The organism is Saccharothrix coeruleofusca, assembly GCF_014648515.1.
GTDB lineage: Bacteria > Actinomycetota > Actinomycetes > Mycobacteriales > Pseudonocardiaceae > Actinosynnema > Actinosynnema coeruleofuscum.
In genome coordinates this window covers 587757-604369 of record NZ_BMRG01000004.1, presented here as the reverse complement: position 1 = coordinate 604369, position 16613 = coordinate 587757, and the positions used below count along the sequence as shown (strand labels likewise).

15 protein-coding genes are annotated in these 16613 nt (G+C 74.7%); 9 read left to right on the top strand and 6 right to left on the bottom strand.

Going from position 1 to position 16613, the window contains the following annotated elements:
* The first annotated feature begins 17 nt into the window (after positions 1 to 17).
* The 4 genes from IEZ00_RS14975 to IEZ00_RS14960 all read left to right on the top strand — a co-directional run bounded on the left by IEZ00_RS14975 (position 18) and on the right by IEZ00_RS14960 (position 6435).
* Positions 18 to 560, top strand: coding sequence for a GNAT family N-acetyltransferase (locus tag IEZ00_RS14975; protein WP_229795671.1), 543 nt, complete (start codon positions 18 to 20; stop codon positions 558 to 560).
* Between the two features lie 209 nt (positions 561 to 769).
* Entirely contained in the window at positions 770 to 3484 is a 2715-nt protein-coding gene (locus IEZ00_RS37785) for an AfsR/SARP family transcriptional regulator (protein WP_189223814.1), read from the top strand.
* Between the two features lie 89 nt (positions 3485 to 3573).
* A complete protein-coding gene (locus tag IEZ00_RS14965) occupies positions 3574 to 4944 on the top strand; it encodes an XRE family transcriptional regulator (RefSeq protein ID WP_189223813.1) in 1371 nt (456 codons plus the stop codon).
* Positions 4945 to 5019: 75 nt separating this feature from the next.
* A complete protein-coding gene (locus tag IEZ00_RS14960) occupies positions 5020 to 6435 on the top strand; it encodes an AAA family ATPase (RefSeq protein WP_189223812.1) in 1416 nt (471 codons plus the stop codon).
* 15 nt (positions 6436 to 6450) lie between these two features.
* On the opposite strand, the gene IEZ00_RS14955 is transcribed toward IEZ00_RS14960, so the two are convergent.
* Complete coding sequence (locus IEZ00_RS14955) at positions 6451 to 7416, bottom strand: AraC family transcriptional regulator (RefSeq protein WP_189223811.1); 966 nt, start codon at positions 7414 to 7416, stop codon at positions 6451 to 6453.
* 159 nt (positions 7417 to 7575) lie between these two features.
* On the opposite strand from IEZ00_RS14955, the gene IEZ00_RS14950 reads away from it, so the two are divergent.
* From IEZ00_RS14950 to IEZ00_RS14940, 3 genes are read left to right on the top strand one after another with little or no spacing between them, the layout of a single operon-like run.
* Positions 7576 to 8940 carry a TrpB-like pyridoxal phosphate-dependent enzyme gene (locus tag IEZ00_RS14950; protein ID WP_189223810.1) on the top strand — a complete coding sequence of 455 codons (1365 nt, stop codon included), beginning with the start codon at positions 7576 to 7578 and terminating at the stop codon, positions 8938 to 8940.
* 44 nt (positions 8941 to 8984) lie between these two features.
* Positions 8985 to 9434, top strand: coding sequence for a MarR family winged helix-turn-helix transcriptional regulator (locus IEZ00_RS14945; protein WP_229795669.1), 450 nt, complete (start codon positions 8985 to 8987; stop codon positions 9432 to 9434).
* On the top strand, positions 9434 to 10123 hold the full coding sequence (locus tag IEZ00_RS14940; protein WP_189223809.1) for a bleomycin resistance protein: 690 nt from the start codon (positions 9434 to 9436) through the stop codon (positions 10121 to 10123). Before IEZ00_RS14945 ends, IEZ00_RS14940 begins: the two co-directional genes overlap by 1 nt.
* A gap of 176 nt (positions 10124 to 10299) precedes the next feature.
* Here the strand turns inward: IEZ00_RS14940 and IEZ00_RS14930 are convergent, their stop codons facing one another.
* The 3 genes from IEZ00_RS14930 to IEZ00_RS14920 are packed head-to-tail and all read right to left on the bottom strand — an operon-like array spanning position 10300 to position 14050.
* On the bottom strand, positions 10300 to 12471 hold the full coding sequence (locus IEZ00_RS14930) for a xanthine dehydrogenase family protein molybdopterin-binding subunit (protein WP_189223808.1): 2172 nt from the start codon (positions 12469 to 12471) through the stop codon (positions 10300 to 10302).
* The gene (locus IEZ00_RS14925; RefSeq protein ID WP_189223807.1) at positions 12468 to 13451 is read right to left on the bottom strand and encodes an FAD binding domain-containing protein; all 984 of its coding nucleotides are present in this window, start codon (positions 13449 to 13451) and stop codon (positions 12468 to 12470) included. Before IEZ00_RS14925 ends, IEZ00_RS14930 begins: the two co-directional genes overlap by 4 nt.
* Entirely contained in the window at positions 13448 to 14050 is a 603-nt protein-coding gene (locus IEZ00_RS14920; RefSeq protein ID WP_189223806.1) for a (2Fe-2S)-binding protein, read from the bottom strand. Before IEZ00_RS14920 ends, IEZ00_RS14925 begins: the two co-directional genes overlap by 4 nt.
* 105 nt (positions 14051 to 14155) lie before the next feature.
* On the opposite strand from IEZ00_RS14920, the gene IEZ00_RS14915 reads away from it, so the two are divergent.
* Positions 14156 to 14848: a TetR/AcrR family transcriptional regulator gene (locus IEZ00_RS14915; protein WP_189223805.1), complete on the top strand. Its 693-nt coding sequence runs from the start codon at positions 14156 to 14158 to the stop codon at positions 14846 to 14848.
* Here the strand turns inward: IEZ00_RS14915 and IEZ00_RS14910 are convergent, their stop codons facing one another.
* Both IEZ00_RS14910 and IEZ00_RS14905 read right to left on the bottom strand, forming a co-directional pair.
* A complete protein-coding gene (locus IEZ00_RS14910; protein ID WP_189223804.1) occupies positions 14849 to 15223 on the bottom strand; it encodes a GntR family transcriptional regulator in 375 nt (124 codons plus the stop codon).
* Entirely contained in the window at positions 15220 to 15939 is a 720-nt protein-coding gene (locus IEZ00_RS14905; protein ID WP_189223803.1) for a hypothetical protein, read from the bottom strand. The genes IEZ00_RS14910 and IEZ00_RS14905 overlap by 4 nt, the downstream gene beginning before the upstream one ends.
* 119 nt (positions 15940 to 16058) lie before the next feature.
* On the opposite strand from IEZ00_RS14905, the gene IEZ00_RS37780 reads away from it, so the two are divergent.
* Positions 16059 to 16418 carry a ClpX C4-type zinc finger protein gene (locus IEZ00_RS37780; RefSeq protein ID WP_189223802.1) on the top strand — a complete coding sequence of 120 codons (360 nt, stop codon included), beginning with the start codon at positions 16059 to 16061 and terminating at the stop codon, positions 16416 to 16418.
* The last annotated feature ends 195 nt before the right edge of the window (positions 16419 to 16613 follow it).

The following is a 16613-nucleotide window of genomic DNA, read 5'->3' as shown; positions in this document are numbered from 1 at the left end:
ACGTGGGGGAGGACCCGGTGAGCGTGCCAGCCGTGCAGCGCAAGGCGCTGCGATCCGACGTGCCGCAGATCGAGGCGCTGATGCGCAGGTCGGTGCTCGAGCTGTTCCCGGCCTTCCACGGCGAGCGGGAGACGGCCAGCGCGGCGGTGCACCTGACCGTGCCCGACGTGGTGCTCATCGACGACGGCACGTACTTCGTCCACGAGGCCGACGGGCAGATCGTCGCGTGCGGCGGCTGGAGCAGGCGGGACAAGCTCTACACCGGTTCCGGCGCCCAGCCGACCGACGACCGCCTGCTCGACCCCGCCACCGAGCCCGCGCGCGTGCGGGCGATGTTCGTGCGCGGCGACTGGGCACGCCTCGGCCTGGGACGCGCGATCCTGTCCTCGTGCGCGCGGGCGGCCAAGGCCGAGGGGTTCCGCGCACTGGTGCTGATGGCGACCCTGCCCGGCGAGCCGCTCTACCGGGCCTTCGGCTTCCGCGAGGTGCGCCGCACCGGTGTGCCCCTGCCCGACGGCGTCGTGCTGCCGGGCGTGTCGATGGAGTACCCGTTGGACTGACCGCGTCGGCCGCGCGGGGTGTGCCGACCGGGTGGAACCGATCACGTTCCCCTTCCGCGCCCGTGGTCCTCACCGGCGACGCGCTGTATCAGTAGAGTGCGAGTCCTGCCGCAGCAAGACGCCAAGCCCGCCGCCGTGCCGGGCCGAGCACGCGCTGATGGGGAGATGCCCTGATCCGGAGAGGTGTTCGCTGGTCGGTCCTCGGACCCTTGCGGGGCTGGGCGGACGGGGCGGAGCTGGCCCTGGGACCGCCGCAGCAGCAGGCGGTGCTCGCCCTCCTGCTGACGGGCGGGGGCAGGCCGGTGCCGCTGTCCCACCTCGTCGACGCGCTGTGGCCGGTCGACCCGCCCACCAGCGCGGCCAACGTGGTGCACCGCTACGTCGGCGCGCTGCGCAGGCTGATCGAGCCGGACCTGCCGCGCCGCGCCACGGGGCGTTGGCTGCTGCCGGTGGCGGGCGGCTACCAGCCCGTGGTCGACGCGGACAGCCTGGACCTGCTGCGGTTTCGCGAACTGGTGCGCCGAGCGGGCGGGCGGGAGCCGCGCGAAGCGCTCGCGCTGCTGGTCGAGGCGCTGGAGCTGTGGCAGGGGCCGGTGGCCGCGGGGATCACCGGGGAGGTCCGCTCGGGCCCGCAGTTCGTGGCCGTCGAGCACGAGCGGGTGGTCGCGGCGCGGCGGGCCGCCGCGCTGGCAGCGGACCTCGGCGAGGCGCAGGTCGTGCTGCCCGCGCTGCGGTCGGCCGCGCGCGAGCACCCGCTGGACGAGGCGTTGCACGCGGACCTGATGCTGGCGCTGGCCGCCTCCGGGGCGCAGGCCGAGGCGATCGAGGTCTACGAGGCGCTGCGCGCCCGGCTGGCCGAGGAACTGGGGCTCGATCCGGGGGAGGTGCTGCGGGCGGCGCACCGGAGCGTGCTGGGACCGGCCCCGCTCTCGGTGCGGCCCGCCCAGCTGCCCCGCCCGCTCGACGCCTTCGTGGGCAGGCGGGAGCAGTCGGAGGCGGTGGAACGGGCCATCGCCGACGGCGAGCGGCTGATCGCCGTCACCGGGATGGCGGGCGTCGGCAAGACCACCTTCGCGGTGCGCTTGGCGCACCGGGTCGCGGACCGCTTCCCCGACGGCCTGCTCTACGCCAACCTGCGGGGCTACCACCCCGGCGAGCCCGCGGTGAAGCCCGCCGTGCAGCTGCGCGAGTTCCTGCACGCCCTGGGCGTGCGGCCGGGGGACGTGCCCGAGGGCGAGCAGGGGCGCTCGGCGCTGCTGCGCAGCCTGCTCGACGGTCGCCGGGTGCTGGTGCTGCTGGACAACGCGCGCGACGCCGAACAGGTGCGGCCGCTGCTGCCCGGCGCGGGCTGCCTGGCCGTGGTGACCAGCCGCGACGACCTGGCGGGTCTGGTGGCCACGCACAACGCCCGTCCGGTCCGGCTGGACGTGCTCGACCCCGCCTCGGCCCGGCAGCTGCTGGCCCGGCGGCTGGGTGCGCGGCGGGTCGAGGCCGAGGAGGCCGCGGTGGACACGATCATCGCGGCGTGCGCCCGGCTGCCGCTGGCGCTGGCGGTGGTCGCCGCCCGCGCCGCCACCCGGCCCACCTTCGCCCTCGCCGCGCTGGCGGAGGACCTGGCCGACGCCCGCGAGGGCTTGGACGCGCTGTCGGCGGGGGACGTCACGCTGGACGTGCGCGCGGTGTTCTCCTGGTCCTACGACGCGCTCAGCACCGACGCGGCCCGGCTGTTCCGGCTGCTGCCGCTGGCCCCCGGCGCTGACATCGGCGTCGCCGCGGCCGCCGCGCTGCTGGGTGCGTCCCCGGCCCGCGCCCGGCGGCTGCTGACCGAGCTGACCGGCGTCCACCTGCTCGACGAGCACACCCCCGGCCGCTACGCCCTGCACGACTTGCTGCGCGTCTACGCCACCGAGCTGACCCACACCCACGACACCCCCGGCGAGCGCGACGCCGCGATCACCGGCGTGCTCGGGCACTACCTGCACACCGCCGTCGCGGCGGCCATGGCGATGTCCCCGGACCGGGTGCCCATCCCGCTGGACCCGCCCCCGCCGACCGCGCGGCCGACCGCCTTCGCCGACGCCGACCGCGCGGTGGGCTGGCTGGCCGCCGAGCGGGTGGTGCTGCTGGCCGCCCAGGCGCTGGCGTTCGAGCGGGGCGAGGACGGCATCGCGTGGCGGCTGGGCTGGGCGCTGGCGCACCACCTGGACCGGGCCGGGCACTGGCACGACCTGGTGGTGGCCAGCGAGGTGGCCATCGAGGCGGCCCGCCGCGCGGGCGACCGGCTCGGCGAGGGCCACGGGCTGGTCGGCCTGGCCAGGGCCGAGGCCGACCTGGGTCGGGTCGAGGTGGCGTGCGAGCACGGCGAGCTGGCGCTGACCGTGCTCGACGGGGTCGCCGAGCAGCGGCTGCTGGCCGACGTGCACCGGTTCACCAGCTGGCTCTACGAGTCCACCGGCGACTACGACCACGCCCTGGCCCACGCCCGCAAGACGCTGGCGGCGCAGCGCTCGGGGTCCGACGTGGTGCGCACCGCCCGCGCGCTCAACGCCGTGGGCTGGTGCCTGAGCCTGCTCGGCCGCTACGACGAGGCGTTGGAGCACTGCCAGGAGGGCTTGGCGCTGATGACGGGGACCGGCGACGAGTACGGTCTGGCCGATCTGCGCGACAGCATCGGGCACGCGCTGTTCCACCTGGGCCGGGTGGAGGAGGCGGTGCACAGCTACGAGCTGGCCCTCCAGGCGTACCTGCGGCTGGGCGTGCGCTACGCCGCAGCCGACACGGGGGAGCGGCTGGGCGACGCCGAGGCGGCGGCGGGCAGGCCCGAACGGGCCGCCGAGCGGTGGCGGGCGGCGCTGGTGACGTTCGAGGAGCTGGAGCTGCCGCGCGTGGAGGGGTTGCGGGCCAAGCTGGCCCACCTGCGGTGAAGGCGTCGTTCACAAATCACGCACTTCGGTTGCCTAGCGTCGGGCCCGACCGCGCGGCGCTGGGGGTTCGCGCGGGCCACTCGTACCGGATGGCGAGGGAGAACGCCTTGGTGTGGATGGACGTGGCGCGCGCCGACACCCCCGGACCCGCTCTGGGGTCGCTGCTGAGCACCTACCGCAGGCGGGCCGGGCTGACCCAGGAGCAGCTCAGCGAGCTGTCCGGGGTCAGCGTCCGGGCGATCAGCGACGTGGAGGGCGGTCGGGCGCGCTGGCCGCAGCGGCGCACGGGGGAGGCGCTGGCCAGCGCGCTGGGCCTGCGCGGCGACGAGCGCGCGGAGTTCCTGCGCGCGACCAGGGAGGGCCGGGTGGCGGCCAGGAGCAGGCCGCGAGCGGGGGGCGTGGCCCCGTCCCTGCCGATGCCGACCGCCGACTTCGCGGGCCGCGAGGCGGAGCTGGCGGTGCTGACCGGGCTGGGCCGCACCGCCGCCGACACGGCCGTGCTGCACGGTCCGCCCGGCGCGGGCAAGACCAGCACCGCGGTCCAGGCCGGGCACCTGGTCCAGACCCGGTTCCCCGACGGCGGGCTGCTGGTCGACATGGCAGGCTCCACCGAGCGCCCGACCTCGCCGAACGAGGTGTTGGACCGGGTGCTGCGGGTGCTGGGCGCGGAGCTGCCCGCGCACCCGGAGGACCGGGTCGACCTGGTCCGCTCGGCGTTGCGCGGCAGGCGGCTGCTGCTGGTGCTGGACGACGTGGCCGACGAGGCGCAGGTCCGCCCGGTGCTGGCGGCCGGGGCCGGTCGCCTGGTGCTGCTCACCAGCAGGCGGACGCTGGCCGGGCTGGAGCGGGTCACCCGGATCGGGTTGGGCGCACTGCCCGAGGATGCCGCGCTGGAGCTGCTGCGGTCGATCGCGGGCGGCGAGCGGGTCGCCGCCGAACCCGAGGCGGCCGTCGAGGTGGTGCGGCTGTGCGGCCACCTGCCGCTGGCCGTGCGCATCGCGGGCAACCGCCTGGTCAGCAGGCCGCGCTGGTCGATCGCGCACCTGGCGGACCGGCTGCGTGACCCCCGCCGCAGGCTGACCGCGCTGACCGCGGGCGATCTGCGGTTGGCCGAGCAGTTCGCGTCCTCCTACCGGCGGCTCGACCCCGACGCCGCGCTGGTGTTCCGCGGGCTCGGCCTCGCGCCCACCCGGAACGTGGACGTCGAGCTGGCCGCCGCGCTGGCGGGCGTGGACACCGGGCCGGCGGCGGACGCGCTGGAGGAGCTGGTGGACGCCTGCCTGCTGGAAGCCGCCGAAGGCGACCGCTACGCGATGCACGACCTGCTGCGGGTCTTCGCCCAGCAGCTGGTCGCGGAGGAGGAGCGGACCGACCAGGTGAGCGAGGCGCGGCGACGCGCGCACGGCCGCGCGGTGCGCCCGGAGTGCGTGGGCGCGGGTCGGCCGAGGCGTTCCTCGTAGCGCTGGGCTCACCGCTTCCGGCGTCCTTCGCCGTATTGCGGACGGCGTGCCGCAGGGTGCGCGAGGATGGGCCGGATGACTGAATCGGGGGAAGGCGCCGCGGGACTCACCGCGGCGGATGCCAGGGCGCTGGCCGCGAGCCTGCGCGGGTTGGTGGAACAGGCCGCTGCCATCGTCGACCAGGACGGCGTCGCCGCGCCGCTGGTCGCCAAGGTGTGCGGGCACCTGGGCTGCGATATCACCGAGGTGCTGTCGGTGGTCAGCAAGTTCGAGGTCTGGGAGCACGTCAACCTGCAACGCGGGGTGAACGCCTACCTCGCCGCCCACACGCCCGAGGCGGAGTGGTTCGGGCTCAGCGGCCAGCAGCGCGGTCGCGAGGACCTGGTGGGCATGATCGTCGCCGCCCGCTACCAGCGGACGCACGGCCTGGGCGCGGCCGACTACGCCACCGCGGCGGTCGGACCGGACGAGAGCGTCGAGGTGGTCCAGCTCGGGATGGCGCCCACCCGCGCGCCGGACGGCACACCGGTGCTGGTCGGTGTGCAGGGCTACAACGAGTACGGGGCGCCCGCGTGCAGGCTGGAGGTCATCGCCGCGGACCGGGCCACCGCTCGCGCGGTCGGCACCGAGATCGAGCGGCTGATGCGCCTGCACGACGCGTTCCGCGGCCAGGTGCTGGCCTTCGGGGTGAGCGAGCACCGGGGCAACGAGCTGCTCACCTTCCTGCCGCGCCCCGTGCTGGGGCCCGACGACGTGGTGCTGCCGGAGGGCGTGCTGGAGTCGATCGAGCACCACGTGGTGGGCGTCGCCGAGCACGCGGAGCGGCTGCGGGCGGCAGGGCAGCACCTCAAGCGGGGCCTGCTGCTGCACGGTCCGCCCGGAACCGGCAAGACGCACACCGTGCGGTACCTGATGAGCAGGCTGCCGGGGTGCGCGGTGATCCTGCTGACCGGCCCCGCCATGCGGCTGATCAACCAGGCCGTGGCGCTGGCCCGGCGGTTGCAGCCGTCGATGCTGGTGGTCGAGGACGTCGACCTGGTAGCCATGGACCGCGCGCGGTCCCACGGCGGCAACCCCCTGCTGTTCGCCCTGCTCGACGCGATGGACGGGGTGGGCGCCGACGCGGACGTGACCTTCGTGCTCACCACCAACCGGGCCGACGAGCTGGAGGGCGCGTTGGCCGACCGACCGGGCCGGGTGGACCTGGCGGTGGAGGTGCCGCGCCCGGATGCCGACGGCAGGCTGCGGCTGCTGCGGCTCTACGGCCGCGGCGTCGACCTGCGCGCCGACCTGGCCCCGGTGGTGGAGGCGACCGAGGGCGTGACGGCGTCGTTCATCAAGGAGCTGCTGCGCCGGGCCGTGCTGGAGGCGGTGCGCGCGGGTGGCGACGGGACGCCGGTGGTGGGTGACGAGCTGCTCGAGCTGACGCGGTCGATGACCGACGAGCGGCGGTCGCTGACCGGCGCCCTGCTCGGCGGCAAGCTGGGCTGAGCGGGGCGCGTCGGCTCACCTGAGGGCCAGGGTGCGGCTGGGCGGCACCCCGTACGCCGCGCGGTAGTGCGCGGTGAACCGGCTGTGGCTGGCGAACCCCCACCGCGCGGCGATGGCGGACACCGTGCCGTCGCGCGGATCGGTGCTCAGCAGCTCGCGGTGCGCCAGGTCGAGCCGCACGCGCCTCAGGTAGGCCGTCGGCGTGGTGCCCAGGTGCCTGCGGAACGCCAGCTGCACCGCCCGGATGCCGACGTTGGCCGCCGCGGCGATGGCGGCCACGTCGATGTCCCGCGCGGCGTTGTCCTCGATGAACGCCACCGCGCGGCGCAACGCAGTGGGAGTGGCGTCCCGGCGCTCCTGGGCCGTGGGGTCGGTGAGCGCGGTGTTGGGGAAGACGGCCAGGGTGACCGTGGCCAGCAGGTGGGCGGCGTTGGCCACGAGCAGGGGTTGGGCCGCCGTGGCCGGGTCGGCCAGCAGCCCGGCCACGTAGCGCCGGGCGGAGGACCACAACCGCGCACCGGCCGGGGTGACCGGTTCGAAGCGCGTGAAGCGCAGGGGCGCCGGGTGGCGTGCCGGAGCGGTGGCGGCCACCCCGGCCAGCAGGTCCGGGTCCAGCACGCACACCTCCAGGCCGCCGGGCAGCCACCGCGCGGTGTGCGGCGACCCGGCGCGGTTGGCCAGGAACACCTCCCCTGGTCCGTGCCTGCCCTCGTCCGCGCCGCAGCGGCGGACCAGCCGCGAGGTGGTGCTCCGGCAGACGACGTGGGCGCGCTGCGGGTCCACGGTGAGGACCAGGTGCGTCGACTGGGACGTCGACTCCAGGCGGAACGCCCCGGCGTCCACGCGCTGGTGGCGCAACCGCCAGCCCGCGCGGCTGCGCCAGCGGATGCGCATCCCCGTCCCGTACGCGGTGGTGAGGAAGGCGTGCCCGGCCTCGGGATCGGTGGTCTCGAAGTCCGACACGGCCCGCGTGCTGGTCATGGCACCCCCCACCTGTGGCGCGTGGATCACAAGCTACCGGGCAGCACCGCTTTCGCATTCCGGACAACGCCCGCCCACCCGTGCGTTCACCGGGCTAGCCGGAACGGGGCACCGCTTGTGACGCTGCGTAGCGCGTCCGACCCACCACCGGAGGGCTGAATGACCGAGCGCACCAAGTACCTGCTCGCCGAGGACGACATCCCCACCACCTGGTACAACCTGCGCGCCGACCTGGCGGACGCGCCGTCGCACCTGCACCCCGGCACCGGGCGGCCGGTGACCGTCGAGGACCTGGTGCCGATCATGCCCCGCGCGCTGGCCGAGCAGGAGCTGACCGGTGAGCGCGAGGTGGAGATCCCCGAACCGGTGCGGCGGCTGTACGCGCTGTGGCGGCCCTCGCCGCTGTTCCGGGCGCGCGGGCTGGAGCGCTCCCTGGACACCCCGGCCCGCCTCTACTACAAGTACGAGGGCGTCAGTCCGGTCGGCAGCCACAAGCCGAACACCGCCGTCGCGCAGGCTCACTACAACAAGGAGGCGGGGGCGCGGCGGCTGGCCACCGAGACCGGCGCGGGCCAGTGGGGCTCGTCGCTGTCGTTCGCGGGCGCGCTGTTCGACCTGCAGGTGCAGGTCTACATGGTCAAGGTCAGCTACCACCAGAAGCCCCACCGCAGGCTGCTGATGCAGACCTACGGCGGGCGGTGCGTGGCCAGCCCCAGCGAGGAGACCGAGGCGGGCAGGCGGGTGCTGGCCGAAGACCCCGACTGCGCGGGCAGCCTGGGCATCGCGGTCTCCGAGGCGGTGGAGCTGGCGATGGCCGACCCGCTGACCAACTACGCGCCGGGCAGCGTGCTCAACCACGTGCTGCTGCACCAGACGGTGATCGGGCAGGAGGCCATCGCGCAGATGGCGCTGGCCGACGACTACCCGGACGTGGTGGTCGGGTGCGCGGGCGGCGGCAGCAACCTGGGCGGGCTGGCCTTCCCGTTCCTGGGCGCCGGGTTCGCGGGCGGGCCGAGGGTGCGCGTGGTCGCGGCCGAGCCCGCGGCGTGCCCGACCCTGAGCAGGGGCAGGCTGGCGCTGGACTTCGGCGACGCCGCCGGGCTGACCCCGCTGCTGCGGATGCACACCCTGGGGCACTCCTACGTGCCGCCACCGCTGCACGCGGGCGGCCTGCGCTACCACGGGATGGCACCGCTGGTCAGCGCCGCGGTGGAGGCGGGGCTGGTGGAGGCGGTCGCGCTGGAGCAGTCCGCCTGCTTCGCCGCGGGCGTGGCGTTCGCCCGCGCCGAGGGCCTGGTGCCCGCCCCGGAGTCCGCCCACGCCGTCGAGGCCGCCATCCGGGAGGCGTTGCGCTGCAAGGAGGAAGGTCGCGCGGAGACGATCCTGTTCGGGCTGTCCGGCTTCGGCCACTTCGACCTGTCGGCCTACGAGGCGCACCTGTCCGGCGCGCTGCACGACGCGCCCTACGACCGGGCGGGCGTGGCGGCCGCGCTGGCCGCGCTGCCCCGCCCCGGACGCGGCTGATCGGAGTCGGCCCGCTTTGACAAGTACTTGTCAAAGCGGGCAGTATGCGCCACGTGGTCGCGCTGACCGCTCGTGGAGCGGAGTTCACCGAGCTGCTGGTCGAGGTCTTCCGGGTCAACGGTCTGCTGTTGGCCGCGGGGGACCGGCTGGCCGCGCCCGCCGGCCTGACCAGCGCGCGCTGGCAGGTGCTCGGCGTGGTCGACCACGGGCCGTGCACGGTGGCCGCGGTGGCCCGGACCATGGGGCTGACCCGGCAGGCCGTGCGGCAGACGGCGGTGGGCCTGGTCCGCGAGGGCATGGCGGAGTTCCGGGACAACCCCGCCGACCGCCGCGCCCGGCTGCTGGTGCTGACCCCGCGCGGCCGTTCCGCGCTGCGGCGGGTCGAGCGCGCGCAAGCGGCGTGGGCCAACGAGACCGCCGACCGCGTCCCGCTGGACGACCTGCGCGCGGCGTGCGGCACCCTGCGCGACCTCGCCGACCTGCTGGAGCGCTGATGGCCGTCATCCCGCTGCTGCCCTGCGCCTCGATCGACGAGGTGCTGGAGTTCTACTCGGCGCTGGGGTTCACCCGCACCTACCGGCAGACCAAGCCCAACCCGTACCTCGCGATGCGTCGCGAGGACGTGGAGCTGCACTTCTTCGGGATGCCCGGCTTCGACCCGGCGCAGTCCTACGGCAGTTGCGTCGTGCAGGTGCCCGACACCGCGGCGCTGCACCGCGCTTTCGCCGAAGGGCTGCGCGCGGCCTACGGTCGCGTTCCGCTGTCGGGCATCCCGAGGATGACCCGCCCGCGACCACGCAAGAACGTGGGCGGCCTGTCCGGCTTCAGCGTGGTCGACCCCGGCGGGAACTGGATACGGATCTTCCCGGTGGCGGGGACCGGCACCCCTCCCGCGATCGGGAAGCTGGCCGAGGCGCTGGAGAACGCCGTCGTGCTGGCCGACAGCCGCGGTGACCCGGCGCAGGCCGCCAAGATCCTCGACGGAGCCCTGCGGCGGGTCGCCGACGCGAGCGCGGTGGAGCGGGTGGAGGCACTGGCCTACCGCGCCGAACTGGCCCTCACCCTGGAGGACCCGGCCCGCGCGACGGCCGTGCTCGCCGAGCTGCGCGCGATCCCGCTCACCCCCGCCGACCGCACCAGTCTGGCCGCCACCCTGGCCGCTGTCGCCGAGCTCCAGCCCTGAAGCCACGCGCGACCCGGTCACCCTCGCCGACGGCGCCGTGAGCCGCGCGATGGTCCTCAACGACCCCGACTACGGCCGCCACGCCCGCGCGGCCGCCGAGACCCTCCTCGACCACGCGCCGCGCCGCCCCCGCGGGTGATCCCGCAGGGGCGGTCGTCAAGCGCACAACCGCGGCGTCAGAGCAGCTTGTCCTGGGTGATGGGCAGATCGCGGACGCGGCGGCCGGTGGCGTGGAAGACGGCGTTGCCGATGGCGGCCGGGACACCGGTGATCGGGGTCTCGCCGAACCCCTTGGCCCCCAGCGCCGTGCTGCCGGGGTCCGGCCGGTCCACGAACAGCGTCTCCACGCTCGGCGCGTCCGCGCACACCGGCACCAGGTAGGACGACAGGGAGGGGTTGACCACCCGCGCCGTCCGGCGGTCCAGCACCGTGTGCTCCATCAGCGCGTACCCGATGCCCCAGTTCACCCCGCCGATCACCTGCCCCCGCGCGGTGCGGCGGTTGAGCACCCGGCCCAGGTCGTGCGCGGTCACCACCCTGGTCACGCGCACCGAGCCGTACCGGGCGTGCACGCGGACCTCCAGGAACACCGCGCCGAAGCTGTGGCCCGGTGTGTTCGGCACGCTGCCGGTGGCCTCGACGGGTTGCCCGCCGCGCGCGACCACGTCCCGGTAGCTGTCCCGGCGGCGGCGGTCGTCCGCGGCGAACAGGTGGCCGTGCTCGGTGACGACCCGCTCCGGGGACAGGCCGAACAGCGGTGAGCGGCGGTCCGCCACGGCCTTGGCCACCACGGCGTCGCGGACCGCGGTGGCCGCGCGGTGCACCGGGCCGGTGACGCTGGCGACCGTCGCCGAGGCCGCCGAAAGGCCCGCCTCGGGCAGCGCGGTGTCGCCGATCCGCGCGGTGATGCGGTCCAGCGGCATCCCGAGCGCGTCCGCGGCGACCTGGCTGATCACGGTGTAGGTGCCGGTGCCGATGTCCTGGGTGGCGATGCGCAGCAGCACCCGCCCCTCCGCGTCGACGCTCACCGCCGCGGTGGCGGGCATGGCGCCGTGCGAGTGGGTCTCGGTGGCCATGCCCCAGCCGACGTACTCCTCGCCGTCCTTGGTGCTGCCCGGCCTGGGGTTGCGGCGTGCCCAGCCGAACGCCTCCGCGGCCATCCGGTAGCAGGCGTCGAGGTGCTTGCCGGTGTAGCGCTGCCCGGTCTCCGGGTTGACCTCGGTGTAGTTGCGCAGCCGCAGCTCCAGCGGGTCCAGGCCGAGTTCGTAGCTCAGCTCGTCCAGCGCGGTCTCCAGGCCGAAGTGCGCCGTCGTCTCGGGGGAGCGCATGTAGCTGGAGGTGGCCACGTCCAACCGCACACCCCGATGTCTGATGTGGACGTTGGGGCAGGCGTAGAGGAGGTGGGCGGAGTCGCTCCTGTTGAAGATCGCCTCGTCGGTGCGGGACAGCTGCGCGGTGCTGGTGTCCACGATCGCGGTCAGCACGCCGCGCCTGGTCGCGCCCAGCCGCAGGTTCTGGCGGAACTGCGCGCGGTGGCCGTTGGAGGTGAACATCTGCGCCCGGCTGAGCACCAGCTTCACCGGCCTGCCCACCAGCCGGGCGGCCGCCGCGGTGAGGATGGTGTGCGGCCACAGCGGGCCCTTCGCGCCGAAGCCGCCGCCCAGGTACGGGGAGATCACCCGCACGTTCTGCGGCGGCAGCCCCAGGGCGGCGGCCACCGTGCCCCTGGTGAGGTTGACGCCCTGGGCGGTCTCGTGCAGCGTCAGCCGGTCGCCCTCCCAGACAGCCGTGGTGGCATGTGGTTCGATCGGGTTGTGGTGGTGGGTGGGGCTGGAGTAGTCGGCCTCGAAGCGCACCTCCGCCCCGGCCAGCGCGGCTTCGCCCGCGCCGCGCACGATCTCGTTGGGCCGGTCGCGGAACGGCGCGGGCAGGTAGACCTCGTCGAGCGCATCTTCGATCACCGCCTTCGGCTGTTCGGCGCGGTAGCTGACCTCGACCAGGGCGGCGGCCTCGTGCGCCTGCTCCACCGTCTCGGCCAGCACCAGGGCCACCGGCTGCCCGCTGTGGTGGATCCTGGTGTCCTGCAGGGGGATGAAGCCCTTGAGGTAGGGGAACGGCGGCGCCGTCAGCCGCGGCATGTCGCGGTGGGTGTAGACGGCGACCACGCCGGGGTGCGCCCGCGCCGCGCTCGTGTCGATCCCGGTGATCTCCCCACGGGCGATGGTGCTGCCGACCAGGAACCCCTGCAGCGCGCCGGGGACGGGGTTGTCCGCGGCGTAGCGCGCCCCGCCGGTGACCTTGGCGCGGCCGTCGACCCGGTCCACGGCGCGTCCGACCAGTTCGCTCATCGCGGGCCTCCCAGCTCGGCGAGCACGCCGGCCATGGCGCGCTGGACCAGTTCCACCTTGAACGCGTTGTCGGGCCGGGGAGCGGCTCCGCGCACCAGCGCCCGACCCGCCTCGGCCACGTTGGCGGCGGTCAGCGGTTTGCCGCGCAGGGCCGCTTCGGCCTCGGCGGAGCGCCACGGCTTGGTGGCGACGCCGCCGAAGGCCAACCGCACGTCGCGCACCACGCCGCCGCGCAGCTCCAGCGCCGCCGCCACGGACACCACCGCGAACTCGAAGGTGGCCCGGTCGCGCAGCTTCAGGTAGCGCGAGTGCGCGGCGGCGTGGCTGTCCGGCACCTCGACGTGCGTGATCAGCTCGCCCCGGCGCAGCGCGTTCTCCCGCTCCGGGGTGCTGCCCGGCAGCAGGTGGAAGTCGGCGATCGGGATGCGCCGCGCGCCGTCCGGGCCGAGCACGTGCACGGAGGCGTCCAGGGCCAGCAGCGCCACGGCGAGGTCGGAGGGGTGGGTGGCGATGCAGTGGTCGCTGCCGCCGAGGATGGCGTGGCCCCGGCTGTAGCCCTCCAGCGCCGGGCACCCGCTGCCGGGCTCCCGCTTGTTGCACGCCGAACCGCTGTCGCGGAAGTAGCCGCACCGGGTGCGCTGCAGCAGGTTCCCGCCGATCGCGGCCATGTTGCGCAGCTGCGGCGACGCCGAGGCCAGCAGCGCCTGCGCCAGCACGGGGAAGCCCTCGCGGACCCGGCGGTGCTCGGCGACGTGCCGCATCCTGGCCAGCGCGCCGATGCGCACGCCCGCGCCCTGCGCCCGCACCTCGGCCATGTCCAGCCGGTTGAGGTCCACCAGGTGGTCGTGCGCCTGGGCGCCGTCCTTCATCAGGTTGAGCAGGTCGGTCCCGCCCGCGATGAAGGTGGCTCCCGGCGTGGTGGTGACCAGCCGGACCGCGTCGGCGGGGTCCTTCGCGACGGTGTAGCCGAAGGCCCTCATCGGCGCATCTCCCGCGCCGCGTCGCCGACCGCGGCGACGATGTTCTGGTAGCAGGCGCAGCGGCACAGGTTGCCGCTCATCCAGTCGCGGATCTCGGCTTCGGAACCCGCGTGCCCCTCCTGGATGCAGGCCACCGCGGACATGATCTGCCCGGAGGTGCAGCCGCCGCACTGGAAGGCGTCGTGGCGGATGAAGGCTTGCTGGACCGGGTGCAGCCGGTCGCCGTCGGCCAAGCCTTCCACGGTGGTGATCCGGCTGCCCTGCCGCATCACCGCGAGGGTCGTGCAGGACTTGATGCGCTCACCGTCGACCAGCACCGTGCACGCGCCGCACTCGCCGCGGTCGCAGCCCTTCTTGGCGCCGGTCAGCCCGAGCCGGTCGCGCAGGGCGTCGAGCAGGGTGACCCGCGGCTCCAGGGAGATGTCGTGGTCCCGGCCGTTGACCGACAGCGTGATGTCCACAGTGGAGGCAATCGCGGCCTCGGCCGAGGCGGTCGCGGCCAGTGGTGGCACCGCCGCGGCTCCTGCCGCCACGGCGCTGCCCTTGAGCACGGTCCGGCGCTTGTGGGCCCGCCGGGTGGGGTGGGGATCGTCAGTCACCGGTCGCTCCGATTCGACTGTAACGTTGTTAGACCCGCTGGCTTAACGATTCATGTATATAACGCCACTGTAGTGAGTGCAAGGTCCGTCTTATAGCCTTGTTACATGAGCTCCACGAACCGCAGGTCGACGCGGCAGCTGATCCTCGACGTCACCGCCGAGCTGTTGGAACGCCTGGGGGCCGAGGTGGTCTCCATCCGCGACGTGTGCCAGGCCGCGGAGGTCACCGCGCCGACCGTCTACCACCACTTCGGCGACAAGAAGGGGCTGTTCGAGGCGGTGGCGACCGAGGGGTTCGACCGCTACCTGGCGAACAAGCGCAGCCACGGGCCGTCCGAGGACCCGATGGAGGACCTGCGGCGCGGCTGGCAGAACCACGTGGAGTTCGGCCTCGCCCACCCGGCGTTCTACGGTCTGATGTTCGGCGCCGGCCGCACCACGCGGCACCCCGCGGCCAAGGAGGGCGACGAGATCCTGCAGGCGATCCTGGCGCGACTGGCGGAGCAGGGGCGCCTGCGCGTGCTGCCGGAGCAGGCCGCGCGGACCATCCACGCCGCCGCCGTCGGCACGACCTCGCTGTTGATCTCCGATCCGGGGGCGCCGGGCAACGAGGGGCTGTCGGATCGCACGCGCGACGCGGTGTTCGCCGCGGTCACCACCCAGGAGCCCGCTGCGGGCGACCCGCTGGGTGAGCAGGCTCGCACGCTGCTGGCCACGCTGGTGGCCCGCCAGGGCGAGGTCCCGCTGACACCGGGTGAGCTGGGGATCTTCCTGGAGCTGCTGCGGAAGCTGGGCTGATCAGGAGGTCGGCCAAGCGGCGCGCACCGCGGCCAACGCCTCCTCGTCGCTCGCGCCCAGGTCGCGGGCCGCGCGGGCGAACCGGTCGGCCGCCTCCCGCAGCAGGACGCCGCGGTCCGCCGGGACCACCGCGTCGGAGACGACCGTGCCCCTGGTCCCCGCCGTGGTCACCCGCCCCTCGGACTCCAGCAGCCGGTACACCCGCGCGACGGTGCCGGGGGCGAGCCCGAGGTCACGGGCCAGTTGGCGGATGGGTGGCAGCCGGGTGCCGGGGGACAGGGCGCCCGCGGTGATCGCGCGGGTGATCTGGTCGTGCACCTGCCGCCACGGCGCCAGCCCGCTGTCCGGGTCGACGGTGATCCTCGGCGGTGTCACGCGGAGACGGCCCTCGTGGTGGGGCCGGGATTGGCGATCCAGACGCAGGCGATCGCGCCCGCCAGCCACGTGATCCACCCGGTGTTCGGTGCGGCCAGCACAGCCGACGCCGCGATGCCCAACCCGGTGGACACGCGTGCGCTGCGGGTGCGCAGCGCGTTGTCCACCTCGGCGCTGCCAGAGGGGGGTCTGCGCACCGCCAGCAGCACCGTCGACCACGTGACGAGGACGACCCCGGCCAGCGTCGCCAACCGCACCCACTGTCCCGTCCAGGCCAGCTGCGCCACGCCGCCCGCCGCGGCCAACCAGTACAGCGCCACTGCCCACCGGGGCGCGAAGTCGGTCACGCGCCGCTCGGCCAGCACTGCGGTGCGCCGCCCCCGCCCGCTCGGGCGCTGTGCCAGCACTTCCGCCAGGAGGCTGCCCAGCAGGACGGTGACCACGATCGTCCACGTCCCGGTGGAGCTGCTCTCGGTGAGCCGGGCGGCGTCGGCGACCGGGGGCAGGAACATGAACAGCCACGGGTACCAGAAGCGTCGTCGGCGCAGGTACCGCACGGCTTCGGCGACATCCGGCTCGTCCGGTCGGGCAACACCCCACCGACGCAGCAGGCGTGTCCCCTGACGCGGGCCCGGCCACAGCGCGACCAGCAAGGCCAGGCCGAACAGACCCAGCGCGAAGCCGGGGAGCAGCAGGTTGTCCGGGCGCACAGCCACCTCCCGAAGCTTGTACCAAGTCCACGGTACAAGCTTCGGCAAGTGCTTGTCGGGTGATGCCGCACCCGCTACCGTCCCCAATATGTCAGGAAAACCCTGACAAGCTGGGGGTGGGTGCGATGGCGAACGCGGTGTCCCCGCTGGGGTGCTCCTTCTGCGGCAAGCGGGCCGCGGAGGTGCGGCGGATCATCGCCGGACCGGGCGTGTACATCTGCGACGGCTGCGTGGCGCTGTGCGACCAGGCGCTGGCCGAGGACCTGGGCTCGGGCGACGCGGCGACCGTGCCGGAGTGGGCGGGCATGACCGACGACGAGCTGCTGGACCACCTGCCGCGCATCGCCGCCACCGCCGAGCGGGTCGAGAACGGGCTGCGCGAGCGGGTCGCCGAGCTGTGCGGGCGCGGCGTGACGTGGACCCGGATCGGTGAGGCGCTGGGCACGACCCGGCAATCGGCCTGGGAGCGCTTCGCGCGGTCCTGACCCCAGCGCCGCCAAGGGCGCGATCACCGCGACCGGACAGGGGGAGACGTGGACGTGTGGGTCCGCGAGGCGATCGCGCTGCTGGAGGCGGACCGGGCAGCCGAGGCGGCCACCCCGCTGCGCCGCTCCTCGACGCCCTGTCGCGAGGCCTGATCGGCGAGGGCATTCCGCTGGTCGACGCGGCCAGCGGCAACA

What these genes read in the sequence shown, in the direction of transcription:
- IEZ00_RS14940 (WP_189223809.1), top strand. Translation starts at nt 9,434, where the DNA reads ATGGCCGTCATCCCGCTGCTGCCCTGCGCCTCGATCGACGAGGTGCTG.
- IEZ00_RS14950 (WP_189223810.1), top strand. Translation starts at nt 7,576, where the DNA reads ATGACCGAGCGCACCAAGTACCTGCTCGCCGAGGACGACATCCCCACC.
- IEZ00_RS14955 (WP_189223811.1), bottom strand. Translation starts at nt 7,416, where the DNA reads ATGACCAGCACGCGGGCCGTGTCGGACTTCGAGACCACCGATCCCGAG.
- IEZ00_RS14915 (WP_189223805.1), top strand. Translation starts at nt 14,156, where the DNA reads ATGAGCTCCACGAACCGCAGGTCGACGCGGCAGCTGATCCTCGACGTC.
- IEZ00_RS14960 (WP_189223812.1), top strand. Translation starts at nt 5,020, where the DNA reads ATGACTGAATCGGGGGAAGGCGCCGCGGGACTCACCGCGGCGGATGCC.
- IEZ00_RS14945 (WP_229795669.1), top strand. Translation starts at nt 8,985, where the DNA reads ATGCGCCACGTGGTCGCGCTGACCGCTCGTGGAGCGGAGTTCACCGAG.
- IEZ00_RS14930 (WP_189223808.1), bottom strand. Translation starts at nt 12,471, where the DNA reads ATGAGCGAACTGGTCGGACGCGCCGTGGACCGGGTCGACGGCCGCGCC.
- IEZ00_RS14965 (WP_189223813.1), top strand. Translation starts at nt 3,574, where the DNA reads ATGGCGAGGGAGAACGCCTTGGTGTGGATGGACGTGGCGCGCGCCGAC.
- IEZ00_RS37780 (WP_189223802.1), top strand. Translation starts at nt 16,059, where the DNA reads ATGGCGAACGCGGTGTCCCCGCTGGGGTGCTCCTTCTGCGGCAAGCGG.
- IEZ00_RS14925 (WP_189223807.1), bottom strand. Translation starts at nt 13,451, where the DNA reads ATGAGGGCCTTCGGCTACACCGTCGCGAAGGACCCCGCCGACGCGGTC.